Annotated in this window: 1 protein-coding gene (only partly in view); it reads right to left on the reverse strand. The window is 73.7% G+C overall.

Annotated features, from left to right (window positions below):
* Positions 1-16,220, reverse strand: the 3' portion of a protein-coding gene (locus tag ACH4SI_RS30565) for a lonely Cys domain-containing protein (RefSeq protein WP_398301306.1). It continues 34,843 nt past the right edge of the window; 16,220 of the gene's 51,063 nt are visible here — the last part of the coding sequence; its start codon lies off the right edge, out of view — the gene reads right to left on this strand; the stop codon is at positions 1-3.

A 16,220-nucleotide genomic window follows, 5' to 3' on the forward strand; every position in this document is an offset into this window, starting at 1 on the left:
TCAGCGGTTGGCCCCGTGGGTGGGCGCCGGTGTCCCGTACGGGCCGGTGGCCGGCTCCCAGGCGCGCAGGCCGGCGTACCGCTGGGTCAGGTCGAACCCGGACAGCTCCAGGACCCTCCCGAGGGAGCCGGCCGCCGAGACCATGGCGAAGGGCAGCGCCTGCGGCAGCGGCGGCATCTGGGTCCCGAGTCCGGCGAAGTACGCCCCGACCGCCTGCCGCAGGCCCCGCCACGTCAGCGGGGAACGGTCGCCCCGCAGCGCCCGCTCCTCGTCCAGCGCCCGGAAACCGTGCAGCAGCGCCTCGAACGCCGCGGTGTCCTCCTCCAGCATCGGCCCGTAGACCAGCCGGATCGCCCGCACCCACCGCAGCACGTCCCCGGCCCGCCCGCGGTCACCCGTCACCCGCTCCGCCAGCCGGACCCGCTCCGTCGACGACAGCTCCGGACGGAACCCCACCCACCAGTCACCCTCGGCCAGCTGGAACCGCGGGCCCAAACGACCGTCCCCGGGGACGATGACCGGCCGGCGCCCACTGCCCGTGGCCCACACCCAGCCCGCCCAGTTGGCCAACCGCTGGCCCGCGATCGGCCGCTCCAGCGGATCGAACGGCGCCGGACCCGCCACATCCGCACCCGTCACCACGACCGCCGTCTCCGCGTCCAGGGCAACCAGATCGGGATCGGCGGCGTACAGGAAGTCCACACCCCGGGCGTAGTCGAACGCCTTGCCCGAACCGTCCCGCATCCCCAGCTCGGCCAGCGCGCCATCACCACCGATGTCCACGAGATACGCCTTGGCGAAGGGCAGCGCGAGCGGATCGCTCTCCGGCACCACCACCCCGTTCGGCGTCTGATACGCCTGGGACCGGAGCTGATACGTGAACTGACGCACTTGGGGCAGCAGTCCGTAGGTGTTCTCCCGGCCGTCCCGGTCCCCCGCCGGACGCGAGGAGAAGGCCACCGGCTTCCCCTCCCGGTCCCGGTGCTTCACCCCCTCCATCTGATCCACCGGCACCCGCGTGCCGTCCGCCGCGACGATCTCCGGGGCCATCGGCACCACCGGGGGCGTCCGGGAGGGATCGGCGAGGATGTGCAGCGCCTGCCACGCGCCCTCGACGGTCTGCCGGACCTGCGCCTGCTCCCCCGGGGGCACCTGGCCGAGGACGTCGGCCGCTGTGCGGACCACGTGTTGGAGCCACCGGTGTCCGTCGGCCGTGAGCGGGGTTCCCAGGGCGTAGGAGCCCAGTCGTTCCGCGGCGGCCTGGGTGTCGGAGACGGACAGCAGCTTCCGGGCCGGGCCGCCTGCCTGCGGCACACCCGTCCGGGCCAGGTTCAGGAAGGGGAGGAACGCCCGCACCACGGGGTTGGTCAGGATGCTGGTGACGGCGAGGCGCAGCACCTCGGGGGAGAGCGGAGCCGAGTGCCTCAGCGCCCGCTCATAGGACTTCCGGATCAGCACCGACAACTCGACGACGGCTCGGCGTATCTCCTCCCGGGTCATGAACTGGTTACCGAACCCGTAGTGCCGCAGCTCGTCCAGGAGCAGCGCGACCGCCAGCCGGCCTTCGTCGGTGTCCAGGACCGGGTAGTCCTCCATGCCGACGGTCTGGTACTGGCCGACGGTCTTCCCCTCGGAGGTGCGCCCGGTCAAGGTGGCGGTCAGGTGCTCGCGGGGCGCGGGGGCGTCGGCGGTCGGGGTGTCGAAAACCCCGTCCTCGATCTGCTGGCGGAAATACCCCTGGTAGGTGTGCAGGACCGAGGTCAGCGCCTCCGTGAAGATCTGGGTGATCTCGTCGTGGTGGGCGTCGAGGAATTCCCGTGTGCGCGGCCGCAGGGCCCGCAGCACGCGGTCGAACGGATGCCGGCCCGCCACCGGCAGCAGGTTCTTGGTCAGCATCGCCGGCGGTGGCCACATGTCGGCGGCCGGCCGCGCGGCGACATGGCTGAACAGCAGTCCCCCGTACCCCCAGATCTCGTCGACCTCCGGAATGGCCGAGAGGAACGGAAGGAACGGGAAGTAGTCCGCCGGGACGCCGCCCCCCATGACGTCGCGCAGGTAGTCCGTGGCGATGAGCTGTCCGAAGTTCCTCGCCGTGTCGACCACCGGCCGGTACACCTCCACCGACAGCCGCTTCGCGGCGAGCTCCTGAAGCGCTCTGAGGCCGATGGTCGGAACGCCCGGGGTGGCCTGGGTGTACGAGCGGTGGTGGTGATCCGGGGTGTGGGGGGCGACGACGGTCCGCCGGCCGACGTCGGTGACCTCCCATCCGTCGAGGTCCGCCAGGAGGTCGGGGAGCGGTGTGAAGCCGCGCTCGTTGGTCCGGTCCAGGGCGCGCATGGCCACGTCGAGCCTGGCCAGCGCCTCCTCTTCGGACTGCCGGCTCTCTCCCCCGAGCATGGCCATCGGGTCGAGGACGAACTCCGTGATGTAGTGCTTCTCCGGGACGGGCTGCGGCGCTCCCGGCGCCACCTGGGGCTTCCGCTCCAGCAGACGCCCGGTGGCGGGGTCGCGCCAGAACGTCATGCTGTCGGTGAAGAGGGCGACACCGGGCCCGAAGGCCAGGAGCTCCGCCCCGGTGCCCTCCTTGAGGACGAGAAGATCGGGACGGTCCGGGAGCTGGGGGACGATTTTCATCGACTGACCGGACTCGGTGGCCTCCCAGCCCGGCATGCCGTCCAGAAGGGCCGTCAGCTTGATGGGGTCGTCGAAGTCGTGGACGCCCAGGTCGCGCAGCGCCGACTGGGACCGGGCCAGCGCCTCCTGCGGTGACATCACCGGCGCTCCGGCGGGGGCGGCCGTGGGATCGGCGACGATCCGCGCGAAGTAGTAGTCCTCCGGGGCGGTCCCCAGCGCTCCCTGCGGCTCCTCGGGCGGCTCCGGGCTGATCTGCCCGGTGTCGGGGTCCCGCCAGAATCCCTTGGCGTCCATGACGAGCCGGACACCGGGGCCGGTGGCCACCGTCCTGGGCCCTTCCTCGGGCGCGATGAGGAGGATGTGAGCTTCCTCGACCTCCAGGCCGAGGGCGCCGTACTCGTGCTCGACGGGCCGGTCGACCAGCGCGTGGCCGAGGGAGGTCGACTCGGTGAACCCGGGCAGCGCGTTCTCCAGGACCCGCCCCGACCGGTCGATCACCACGGCCTGGGCCTGGAGGGGCGCCATGTCCGGCGGCGTCGCCGACACCCGGCGGCCCTCGCGGGCCGACGGGTCCAGCGCCACCACACGGTTCCGCCCGCCCAGGTTGTACGCGGCCCATACGTGCCCCAGCGCACCGCCCTGACGCCGCGCCAGCACCAGCGCCACCGCGCCCGGCCCGGCGTTCGCCACCGCGCGCGCCACCTCGTCCCACGCCCGCACCGGCCGCCAGCCCGGCCCGGCCACCAGGCTCCTCGCCGCCGCGCCCGGGCCCGGGACGGTCGCCGCGTCGTCGACCGTGCCGGCGATGCGCACCCCGCCCAGGTGCAGCGCGTCCCGGAGAGCGGCCACCAGCCGCAGGCACCGCTGTACGGACAACGGCCCCGCCGGAATGGTCGCCGCCAGCCGGTCCGCCACTCCTGTCAGCTGCCGCCGGGTCAGCACCGGACGGGCCACGACGGGGGTGACCAGCCTGGTGCCGGCGGTACGGTCCGGCGCCGGCTCGTTCCGCGGGGGCGTCACCACGGTCTCCGGTACCGGCTCGGTCACCTCGACCGACGGCACCGGCAGCTCGGAGGCCCAGCCGTGCAGCGGGCCGGGGGTGAAGGGCAGGTGGACCGGGCCGCCGAGGGTGCGCAGGACGAGTTCGACGCGCCGCTGTGCGGCGTCGGCGGCGCGGGCCGCCCCTTCCAGGGCGAGCCGGATGTCGGCGGGGAGGGTGACCCCCCGGGTGTTCAGGGCCTCGTCGGAGTCGACGCCGTCCAGCAGCGCCCGGCGTACGGCGATCAGCGTCCGCCGGGTGTCGGCCGTGACCTCGCCCGCGTCCAGCCACACCTGCGGCCGCGCGTCCTGGCCGGCGAAGCCTTCGGCGAGCCGGAGGCCGATCGTCTCGGGGCGCTGCGCCCGCCAGTCGCCGATGCCCCGTTCGGCCAGGGCGGCCGGGGCGTCGTAGACCCCCTGCGACGGGCGGGCCGGGGTGATGCCGAGACCCAGGACGTCCTCCAGGGTGGGGCGCAGCACCAGGTTGCCGGTGACCCAGCGGGTGCCCTTGGGACCACTGACCTCCAGGACGGTGTGGGCGGTGAGGGTGTAGCCGAGCACACCGCTGTCGTCGGGCTCGCCCTCGGGGTTCTCCGAGGTCGGCGTGCCGTACTTGAGGATTTCGCGGCGCAAGCTCGTGCCCCCGGTGGCCTGGCCCAGGGCGGTGTTCTCCCCCGCTACGGGCACGGTCCCGGCGAGGGTGTCGGTGTTGTCGCCGGTCAGGCCGCCCTTGACCGGAGCGGTCACCGACGGGCTGAGCGTCCGGCTACCGGTGGTCGCGTAGGTGGCGACGGTGGTGCGCAGCCGCTGGGACAGCACGTCCCGGCTGGAGGTCTCCATCTGCGGCCGGTACAGCGCGAGCCCGATCCGGGCGGAGCCGCCGGAGGGCTGCTTGCCGGTGTACCGGGACGCCTGGGCGGGCGTCAGCTCGATCTTGCCCCGGCGGATGAGGTCGCCGATGCGGCGCATGGTGTTCTCGGCAGAGGTGGAGGTCTTGGGCAGGCCCTCGCCGCGCAGTTCCGGGTCGACCGCGCGCAGCGCGTCGGCGAGTTCGTCCATCGCGTCGAAGTCGTAGACGGTGATGGGCTGCGTCGGCGTCCACCGGTCGGTGCCGGACAGCCGGTCCCGTTCCGGATCGCCCACCGGGGCGGCGGTGGGCCGGGGATCGGCCCGGTGGACGTCCGGCGTGATGAGGACCGGCGGCGGGGCGGGCAGCTCCGGGGTGCCGTCCTCGCGCCGCCGCGGGGCCTCGCTGCCGGGGAAGCGGAGCGTCACGGTGGCGGGCGTGCCGGGCGCCGGGGCGGGCGCCGGAGGGGCCGTACGGGCGGCCCCGTCGCGGCCGAGCGCCCGGTCCATCCAGCGGGTCAGCCCGGCTGTGTCGGCCGCCGACACCGCGCCGTCCAGCAGCCGCTCCACCAGCTGGCCCACCGAGACGGCCCGGTTGGCCAGGAAGCCCAGCGCCGAGTCGTTCAGCCGGGTCGAGGTGACCTCCACCCGGAACTCGTACGGTACCTCGAACTGCGCGGTGGGCCGGAAGGTGCGCGGCCACTCCTGGTGGTTCCTGGTGACGGTGCGGGAGGTGCCGCGGGTGCCGGCGGAGGTGAAGGAGGCCGTGCCCCCGGCACTGCCGGTCCGCTCCGTGCCCGGCGTGAGGGTGAAGCCGCCCGTACCGCTGAGGGTGAGGGTGAAGCCGGTGCTGCGGGAGGCGGCGACGGTGAGGGCACTGGCCGAGGCGGAGTTGATGTTCTCCATGCCCGAGTAGGCCAGCAGCGCGCCGCGCAGCGCCGCCAGGTCGGTGCCCGGCGCCGGGCGGGCGTTGAGCGCCACCTCCACCAGGTGCAGACCGGTGCGCCCCCGGTAGGGGAAGTGGAAACGCCGCCAGTGACCGGCGCCCGAGGACGCCAGCGACCGCATACCGGTCACGGCGCCGGCCTCCGCGATGCGGGTGTCGAGCCCGCGGACATGGCGGCCCATCCCCGGAATGAGCGAGCCGGGCGCCTCGCCCTCGACGGCGGAGCGGATCGCCTCGGTGAACTCGTCCAGCGAGCCGGCCGGCAGCGCTTCGGGCACGGTGGCGAAGCCCAGCGACCGGCCGCCGGCGCGGGCGAAGTACCGCGGCATCAGCCGGTCCATGGGCAGCCGCAGCGGTTCCAGACCGGCCAGCGCCGCGAGCCGCGGATCCTGCCGGACCAGGGTTTCGGTGGCCCAGAACACCACGCCGCCGGGCACGGTCACGGCGTACGCCACCGAGCTGTGCGGGCCGACGCCGACCGCGTTCGCGACCGCGTTGCGGTGGCCCTTGCGCAGCAGGACGAGGTACGTGGCGTCCACCCGGAAGCCGTGGAACCGGTCCTTGGCATGGGCCTCGGCGGTGATCCGGTCGGTGAACGCGGCGTCGGTGTCCGTCCGGCTCTGGGTCACCGCGGTGTTCCGGCCGCCGCTGCCGGCGACGCTGCCGGGCCGCTCGCCGGTGTGCGAGCCGGTCAGGCTGGTGCCGATCTGCTCGGAGCGGCCGGAGGTCGTGCCGCGCCAGGAGGAGTCGGTGCTGGTGAGGTCGTTCTCCGCGTAGGTGGCGGCGTCGGGGTTGTCGCTGGGGCGACCCGTCCCCTCGTAGACCGCGTTGTGCAGGTAGCCGCGGATCTCGCCCTGGATCTCGGTGCCCACCAACGAGCCCGAGGCGTCGGCGTCGACGACGTAGACGCCGCGGAAGATCTGCGGCGAGCGGGAGATCAGACTGGTCGACGACGACGCGGCCCGCAGCATCTCCTGGACCGGGCTCTCGGCGTCCGTCATGGACTTGCCGACGGTCATGTCCTTGAGCCAGTGGGCGGGTTCGGCGAACGCGGTGATGGCCGAGGGCAGCTTGTCGATGAGGTCGGAGCCGTGGGAGGCCGCCCACTGGAGGATCCGGGCGAGCGCGCCGGGCTCCTTGGCCTCCGGGTCCACGCCGCCCAGCAGCTGCCGGAACGCCGTGGTCAGCGCGCCACTGCCCATCGCGAGGTTGACATGGGCCTGGCCGGGGAGCAGCACCACGTCCTGCGGGCGGTTGCCCTCGGCGTCCGGTGCCATCCGCGCCTTGCGGAAGTCCTCGCCCTTGGCCCGGCGGATGGTGACCGGGCCCAGCGGGGCGGGCGGGGCACCGAGGGTGCGGCTCAGCGGGACGGCGAGGGAGACGATGCCGTCCGCGGTGAACGTCGCCAGCGGGGTGTCGCCGTTCTCCGAGTACACCGGCATGGTGAAGGTTCCGGGGATGTCGAAGACCCCGAGCCCGGACTGGGCGTAGGTGAGCAGGTCCAGGCTGTACCCGGCGGCGGACCCGGAGGTGTCGCCGGTGATCTGGCGGGTGGCGGAGGCGCTGGCGGGGATGCCGCCCGCCACCGTCCAGTTGTGCGGGGCCGGGCCGCTGATCTCGGCGGAGACGTTGCCGAACAGCGACTGGCTGGAGCTGCTGGACTCACTGCCCGCGACCCCCATGCCATTGGCGTTCATCAGCGACCAGCCCGGCAGGTTCTTACGGTGGACGGGGGACGTGCCGGCCTGCGGCACCACGGACAGGTCCGCGTTGACCCGCCAGACGCCGTATTCCAGGGGCAGATCGAAGTAGAGCGGATGACCGCCGTCCATGATCGTGCCGAGCGCGCCGCGCAGCCCGATCTGGGAACGCGCGATGGTGAGCTTGGAGGCGTTGGCGAGCCACGCCATCAGGATCGCGTTGTCGTTCAGCCAGTCCAGGCGCTGCGGAGTGGAGGGCGCCAGGAAGCCCATCTTGCGCAGCAGGGTCTCCAGCTGGTCGAAGAGCGGCTTGGTGCCGGTGACCTTCAACGGAGTGGCGTCGACCCCGAGGGCGCGCAGGGCCGCCAGCTCCGGCGGCAGGTACTGCTCCTGGCCGGGTTCCACGGGGGTGCCGGTCACATCGGCCTGCGTCGGCACCCGCATGGACTGCCCCCGGGGGCTCGGCAGCACGAAGGGCGCGGTCCGGCCGCCCTTGGGGAGCACGAGCGTGGCGGTGTACGTGATGTCCGCGTCCGTCAGCAGATGCGGGTTCTCGCTGACCAGGCTGAACCAGTCGTACGCCGTGCCGCCGGAGTTGAAGGTGCGCGACCGCTGGTGCTTGTAGCCGCCGCCGAAGACGAAGTTGCCGTCCGGGCTTGCGGCGCCCTGGAAGGTGGTGGCGAGGGTGAACTCCGCCTTCTCGGCGTTGGAGACCGTCAGCGTGGTCTTGGCGCCGACCGTGTGCAGCAGGTCGCTTTCCAGGACCAGTTTCTTGCTGCTCCTGGCCAGCGCGTCGGGGCTGAAGGAGTTGATCCGCGCCGAGACCTCCAGAACGCCCAGCGGCGCACCGCTGTGGTCCAGCAGGATCGGCGAGGGGTACGCCCCGGCCAGCATCAGCAGCAGGCCCGGGCGTCGGCTGCTCTCGCCCAGGAACGACCGCAGCGCGGCGGCCGACTCGTCCGACATGCGGCGCAGATGCGGACGCAGCTGCGGGGCGGCGAGGAACGCGTCGAGCAGCTCCGACGGGTCGTGGATGGTGTCCATCCGGTGCAGCGGCAGCTCTTCGGTGACGGTCCGCGGGTCCGCGGGGATGTCGTGCGGGGACACCGGGCCGAACGGGCGCGGCGGCATGGCCTGGGTGAGGTAGTGCGGGAACCACGCCGTGACCCGGCCCGGCGAGGTCTCGGCGTCGCTCCAGTCGTCCTCGGCGTGGGGCGTGGGCGCCGTGGCGGGCCCGGCCAGTACGGCCGTGAACTGCCAGCTCATCCCGTAGTCGTAGGCGTGCGAGGGCTCCGAGGAGAACGCCAGCGCGGACATCGCCGTGTAGTTCTCCGGGACCGTCATGGTGACGGTCTGCTGATTGTGGGTCAGCGTCAGCTTCGGGGTGAACGTCTGCGAGGCCACGGCCGGGTTCCTGGGGTCGTGGACCAGCCAGGTGCGGCCGTAGGAGAGCGGCAGGCTCCGGACGTTCCCGGTGCTGCTGGTGTCGCCGGCGTCGACCGCGGTCCGGTTGCGCTCCTCGATGTGTACCCGGCGGCCCTCGGGCGTGTCGTCGGCCATCGTGGGGGCGGGCCGGTGCCCGAAGAGCTCCAGCCGCGGCGACACCTGGTACCTCCGGCCCCGGTAGGTCACCGTGCGGGACATCCCCTTGCCGCTCAGCAGGTACGGCAGGGCGTCCAGCACCTCGTCGCCGGAGTACTGGGCGGCGATGTCCTCCTCCAGCGCGGCGATGTCCTGCGGGTCCTGCGCCTCCAGCTCACCCTGCCGGAGCTGGGCCGCGGCCTCGGCCCGGACCGTCCGGCTCAGTTGCGCGTGCACCCAGGTGAGGGTCTCCTCCGGGAACGGCATGAGGTGCACCGACCCCAGGAGCCCCCGGTGGCCGCGGCCGAAACCGGTGACGAGGGGACTCTCGTCGTCGGGTTCCTCGGACGTGTCGGAGTCCGAGTCCGACTCCGCGCCGGAATCGGAGTCCGAGCCGGAATCCGAGTCGGGGTCCGGGATCGGCTCGGGGTCGGAATCCGGGTCCGAGTCCGGCTCGGAGTCTGGGTCCGAGTCCGGGTCCGAGTCCGGGTTCTGATCAGCGGCCGTGAGGACGGCCGGGGGCGTCGCCGGGATCCCCGCCGCGAGAATGGTCACGGGCGGCAGCGTGTCCAGGCCGACGGAGCCCTCGGCCTCCACACCGGCTGGGTCCTGTCCGTCCTGCCCGTCCTGCCCGCCGTCCGCGAGCTCCCCGCTCGGGGGTGGCGTCTGCGGGCGCGTCCGGGGAACCGTCAGGCGGGAGGGGCCGCCGCTGGCCACGGGTGGGACCGGGAGCGGACCGTCCGTGGGGGGCATGGGTTGCGCCGGTTCCTTGATGTGCCAGCTCTTGGCGGTCGGCTTGGCGTTCCGCGGCGAGGGGGACAGGGACAGCACCGGGTGCTGTGTCCCGCCGGGGCGGGCGATCCCCGTCAAGCCGAGGGTGAACGTCACGGGGTGGCCGAGCCGCCTCCTCAGCATGTCCGCCAGTCGGGAGCTGTAGAGGCCGGGGATCTCCAGCACCAGGGCGCCGTTGAGTTCCCGGTCCAGGAGGTCGGGGTGGTAGGACATCAGCTCCACGAACTCCGCGAACGGCACCCGGAAGACGCGTGGCTGGCTGCCGAAGCGCACCCGGAGGGCCCCCGGGTCCGTCGGCTCGTAGGCCGCCCGCACCACGAAGGGCTCGGCCCGGCTCTCGCCGTTGGTGTCCTTACCGGTCCACGGGGCGTCGACGAGGCCGTCGGGTGTCTGGATCCTGGAGGTGTCCAGACGGCTGATCTTCGTGCCGAGGGACCAGTCGTTCCCGACGTTCTCCCCGTTCAGCAGCGGGTCCGTCAGCCGGTTGGCCGGCGCGAAGGGCCCGAACGTCTCCAGGTGGAACGCGGCCAGCACATCGGGATCGGCGGCGTCGCGGCCGCGCGCGAACGCCTTGCCGACCAGCCTCCACAGCTCGTCCCGGCGCGCGTCGCTCACCGGGTCGGCCGCCTCCAGGTGGAGGGCCTTCCGGGCGAGCCCGTCGAGGTCCGGACCGGGCTGGTCCAGCAGCTCGTGGGTCTTGACCCGGGCCCAGAACGCCCGGGAACGGTGGCTGTCGTCAAGGTTGGGGGCGGTGACCCCCAGCATGGTCTCGACTGCGTCGTCCCAGTCCGCGTTCGTCAGACCGCTCTTCCAGGAACTCGCCGCGTCCACGGCGGGCGGCAGCGTCACGAAGTCGCTCAGGCGCATGCCCTCGGCCGCGTTCGCCGCCTCCAGGAGCACCGCACGGTAGTCCGCCCGGCGCGCTTGCGTCCGGCCTGCCGGGAGCTTCGCCGCGACGATCCGGTGGAAGAGGTCCATCGTGAACGGGCCCGACGCACGGAACCGCCCGTCGGCGTGCCACATCCGGTCCAACGCGGCGGCCCCGCGCAGCAGCCTGGCGTACTCGGGGTCCTTCTCGATGCGTACGGCGTCGTCCACCTCGTTGCCCAGCACCAGCTTCAGCGCCCGCACCAGACGCAGCGTCCGGTGCCGCTGCCGTCCGGACACCCGTCCGTTCGGGCCGCTGAGACCGATCGCCCGCGCCCGGCGGTTCAGCTCGGCGGCCCTGGGCTCGGGGAAGAACTTCACCCGCGCGGACCGCCGCCCCTCGGCGTCGGTGTACATCAGGCGGTAGTAGACCCGCTTCTGGTCGCCGTCGTGTGTCAACGCCACGATCCGGACGGTGCAGCGCACCTTGCGGCGCAGGCCGTTGGCGTAGAGCTGCCCGACGGGCACGTCCTCCAGCGGGTCGGCGACGAACGGTCCGGGGAACCCCTCGGCGGCATGGTCGCCGCGGGGCACCCGGGCGTCGCGGGGCGAGCCCGCCCAGCAGATCTCCAGGTCGGCCCACCACTCCTTGGGGAAGGCGGACAGGCTGTTGCGTCGGGCGCGGGCATACCGCTGGGTCTCGGGACCGTCCAGCGTGCGGCTACCGCCGCCCCGCAGCGGCACGTCGATGCCACCCGGGTATCCGTGGACGCTCTGGTAGACCGCCGGGGCCGCCTCGTCCGGGTCCGCCGGGGTGAAGCGCTTGGAGTAGACGCCCGTGGCGGGGTTGTAGTGGGCGAACGCCGTCATCTGGTCGATGCGGCGGAGGTATTCCTCACGCTCTCCGGCCAGGTCGGAGGGTTCGAACGCGGCGCGTCCGACCTGCTTGTGGGTCAGCTTGCTGACGATGGCCCAGGTCTCCACGTCGTGGTGCCAGTCGGGCACGTCGTCGACGGAACCGGGGTCCAGGTCGGGGGGGTTGGGCACCCAGTCGCCCTGAGGGGCTCCCTCGTGGTGGACCACCCGGACCTTCGCCGGCTTCCCCGGGTCGCCGATGAGCTCCACGTCGCCACTGTGCGCGTACACCAGGCGGCCGGTGCGGAACGCCAGCCGGCGCGCCAGGTACAGGAGGCCACGGCCCACGTACGGGACGGCCAGCACGATCGGCACGTCCTTCGTCAGCTTCGACAGCGCCGGGTCGTTGGCCAGCAGCTCGGCGAACTCCTCGACGCCCAGCTCCCGGGTGGTCCCGTCCGGCCACGGCACCACGATCTTGTCCCGGTCCCCCGGGGCGGCCACGACGTAGGAGGGCTCGTCGAACTCCCACGGCTGGTCGTTCAGCCCCAGGCCGGTGATGTTGCCCTTCTTGTCCTTCTCGGCCAGATCGACCGTGACGGTGTCCAGCTCGCGGGTGCCCGAGCCCGTCCAGTTCAGGCCCGCGTGCTGGCCCGGGCGCAGGGAGTCGGTGAACCGATGCCGGTCATCCAGTACGCCCTGCTGCTGGGCGTGGAACGCGCCCAGCGCCGCCAGGCTGGTCGCCCGGCCCGCCTTGTCCGCCTCCAGCACCAGGTCGAACAGCTGGTTCCGGACGTCCTGGTCGACGGCCGCGCTCTCGGGCAGGTGGAGGATGCGCCTGGCGAGTGCGGGCACGTCCATCGGCCCGTGGCGCAGGCCCCTTTCCCGGCGGCGCAGCAGGTCCAGGGTCTCCGCCGCTTTGGCACGGGGCGCGGTGGTGATCCGGATGAGCGTGGGCCGGGGGGCCGTGGAGACGTTCTTGTTGGCGGGGACGTCGGGAAGGCCGTGCTTGCGGATGCCGAAGTGGTGCGGGCCCAGGCGCGGGCGGCCGGCCGGTATGTCCTGCTGGAGGGTGGCCAGCGCGATGCCCAGCTCCTGTACCAGGTGCCCGTACACGGCGCGGGCGCGTCGCTCACCCCGTATCCGGGCCATCTCCTGACGGGCCGGCAGCTCGGCTCTGGACCGTACGTCATTGCCGAAGCCGGTGATGACGAGCTCCGGCAGCGGCGCCCCGGCCTGATGGTTCCGCCAGCCGGCCAGGGCGAGGCGACGGGCCAGCAGCCGCACGTCCGCCGGGGCGGTATCGGACAGCGCGGTCGATGACCGTGCGAACCACACCCCGGCTTGGGGCGGCAGCGCGGTACGGGAGGCGGGCTTCGACGCCGGCGCGGAGCTGTCGGAATCGGAGCCGGAGTCGGAGTCGCTGTACTCGGACGCGGACGACGGGGAATCGTCCGAGAACAGGCTGTCCTCGGAATCGGACGACTCAGAGGACTCGGAGCTTTCGGAGGACTCGGACCCCGTCTCGTCCGGGGCGTCCGGGGCGTCCGGCATGTCGTCGTCCGACTCCGACTCCGACTCCGACTCCGACGACGTCTCGATGTCCCGCATGTCGATGTCCGACGACGCCCCGGACGACGCCGCCACCGGCCGGGGGCGGGGTGCGGGCGCGGTGGCCTCGGTCCAGCGGGGCCGCAGGCCCAGCTCCCGCCGCAGTGTGTCGGCCAGTTCCACGGCCGACCGGGCGTCCGGCCCGTGGTCGAGCAGGTGCTCGGCGACGTCCCGTACGGCCTGACGGAACGCGTCCCCGGCGTAGCGGGCGTCGGCCTGCGCCGAGGGCGCCGGGACGGGAAGCAACAGGAAGGCGGCGAGCTCCCAGGCGCGGGCGGCGTCCAGTGCCGCGCCGTCCGGGGCCCCGGTGCCGTCCTGCGGGGCCGCGTCGTCCTGCGGGGCCGTGCTCTCGCGCGTCGCGGTGGCCGCCGCGAACGCCTCGTACGCCGACCGCCACAGCCGCCGCGAGACGTCGGCCGCGACCACGTCGAGCCCGTCCGGCCCCGGGCCGGGCCGGCGCAGCAGCAGCCGCACCTGGTCCAGCGGGGACACGCTCCGCGCCTGGAACCGGCCGCCGCCCAGCACGGCTTCGAAGTCCTGTGCGGGCGTCAGCTCGCCTCCGGCGTCGCGCAGTTCCTCGGGGGTGACGAACTCGGCCGGGTCCAGCCGCGGCGCGCCGCTGCCCAGGTCCTCGGCCTCCACCTGGCCGGCGAGCCATCCCCGCAGTTCGTCGCCCAGGGCCGGGGCCAGGTCCGTGGCGGTGTCCCCGGGCGTAGTGGCGGCGGCCAGTTCGGCCGGCGGGAGGCCGAGGTCGTACAGCCGCGTGACGGCGTCCTCCAGCCGCGCCAGGGCGTCCTCCAGCAGCTCCGCAGCGGCTGCTCGCTCCGGGGCGTCCGGGCCGGTGGCCGTGGCGGCCCGGACGGCTTCCGTGGCCTCGGCGAGGAGTTCCAGCGCCTGGGTGTGCTCGTCCCGGGCGAGCGCGATGGTCTCGGCCTGCTGACGGCCGTCGTCGAGACCGTCGTCGCGGCCGTCATCCGGAAGCGGCGTGGCGGTGGCGTCCTCGGCTTCCTCGGTGGCCGTCGGCAGCGCGGCGGGGGTGTCGGCGGGCTCCACGGTGCCCGTTGCCCGGCCACCGATCCCGTAGGTGTGCCCGGGGCCGCCCCCGGGCGGCAGCGCCCAGGCGGGCCGCGGGGTGGGCGGCGTGAGGTCCCGCGGTGTGATGAGGCCCCAGTCGGACGCCAGGGGCCGGCGCCCCGACGCGTCCGGCGCCACGTAGACGGTGAACGTCCGGGACCCCGGCCGGCGGTGGATGCCGGTCCGGCCGTACGTGGCCCAGACCGCGCGGGCCGAGTTCCGGGCGCCCTCCCCGGGGAGGGAGTCGGCGACGGGCACCCCGGCCGGGGGCCGGGCGCCGTCCGCGACCAGCAGGATGTCGGCCCCCAAGGGCGCGCCGTGCAGGTCGCGGTCGCGGAAGACCAGTTCGCCGAACTCCTGCCGCGGCACCGGCGCGCCCAGGAAACCGTCGTCGAAGACGTACAGGAACGGGAGCGGGCGGTCCGGTGCGTACCAGGGGGCCGGGGCCGTGCCGACCTCGATGAGCGACCCGTCGGGCGCGTAGTCCATCAGGGTGACGACACTGGCGTCGAAGTCGCCGTCCAGTCCGGCGGAGCCGTGGCTCAGGTCCCGGCCGTTGATCGCGCCGACGGTGTTCTTCCCGAGCGTACGGTCCGACAGGGCGCCCTGGCTCTCCAGGTGGTCGGCGGCCAGCTCGGGGAGGGAGAGGCGGCCCACGGCCAGCCCCTTGCGCACCAGCGCGACCGCCTCGTCGAACCGCGCCGGGTCCGGGCGGTCGAGGTGCAGGACGTCGGCGGCGAACTCCGCGCCGTCGACGATGGTGTCCAGCAGTTCCAGCAGCTTGACCTCGGTCCACAGCAGCCTGGACAGTTCAGCCTCGCCCACCGGCTGCCCGGGCTCGGTTCCCAGGACCTCGCGGGCTATGGCCTCGGCCGCCGGCGTGCCGGCCGCGGGCAGCCGGTTCAGCGCGGTGGACAGGTGGGGCAGCGCGACGATACTGCCGAGCGGCCGCCCGGGCCCGGCCTGCCACGCGGCGTCGGCCCGGGCCAGCACCTCCTGGATGTGCTCGGCGCCGCCGGGCCGGATGCCGGGGCGGCTCGGCGGGTACGCGCGCACCACCCGGTGGAACAGGTCCAGGGTGAATTCGCGGATGCCGTCGCGGTCGAGGGCGGGATCGCGCTCACGCATGCGCTCCAGCGCGCCGATACCGCTGAGCAGGTCCGGGTAGTCCGGCCGGTCGTCCACATCCGGGTCGTCGAAGACCTCGCGCAGCGCGCGCACCAGCCGCAGCGCCTGGTAACGCACCGCCTCGGAGGCGGGGCCGGGGCCGCTGTGGAGTCCGGCCATCCGGGCGCGGTCGTCGAGCGCGGCGCCCTTCGGCTCCGGGCGGAACTTCACCAGCGAGGCGCCTTCGCCTCGGACGTTGGTGAACACGGCCACGACCAGGGTGCCGTCCGCGAGCACCGGCGTGGAGATGCGGTAGCGGGGGCCGAACACCGTCGCCCCGGTCTCGGTGGACTGGTCCTGCCCGACGGAGACCACGGCGAGCGGGTCGGGGACGAACGGCAGCGGGCCGTCGTACTTTCCGGCCGCGACGACGCCGCCGACGCCCGGCCGCGCCGCGGAGAAGCAGATCAGCAGCGCCCGGGGGCGGCGCGGCGACACCTGTGCCAGGGAGGACCAGCGGACCAGGGCGCGGGCGTGGTCACGGCTGTTCGTCTCCCGGAGCCCGTCCCTCGTGGTCCAGAAGGCAGTGCCCGGGAGGCCGTGCTGGCCGGTGAAGACCGTCCCGCCGAGCGGCCAGGGCACGTCCCGCTTCTCGCCGAACTCGTCGAGCTGGGCGTTGTAGGTCACGAACGAGGTCACCGTCGGCAGCCGCGAGGCTTGCAGAAGCCGGTTCCGGCCGCCGTCGGCGTCGGCGCCGAGGTCGACCGAGACGAAGCCCGTCACCCAGCCCTCGCCGTCGGGGATGGGGAAGACGTCCGCGTCCCGCACCCAGTCGTCCGCCCCGGTGTCCGGGAGCACCGGTGCGGGCTGGGACATGAAGAAGTCGCCCCGGGGCCGCCCCTCGTCGTCCATCAGGCCGAGGACCCGGTGGCCCGCCCGGCCCGGAAGCTCCATGACGGCCGGGACGCCGCTGGTGGACACCACATTGTGGTTGTGCCGGGTGGCGAACATCCGGGGCCGGGCGGCGGAACGGCCGAAGCCGGGGATCATCACGGCCACCATGACGTCCCACGGGAGGGCGGCCAGGACCGGGTCGAGGGCCATCAGCTCGTTGAACACCTCGAACGGCACATGGCGTTCGAAGCCCGCGCGGCCCCGTACCAGGATCC

The organism is Streptomyces sp. NPDC021212, from assembly GCF_044332925.1.
In the GTDB taxonomy this organism is placed as follows: domain Bacteria; phylum Actinomycetota; class Actinomycetes; order Streptomycetales; family Streptomycetaceae; genus Streptomyces.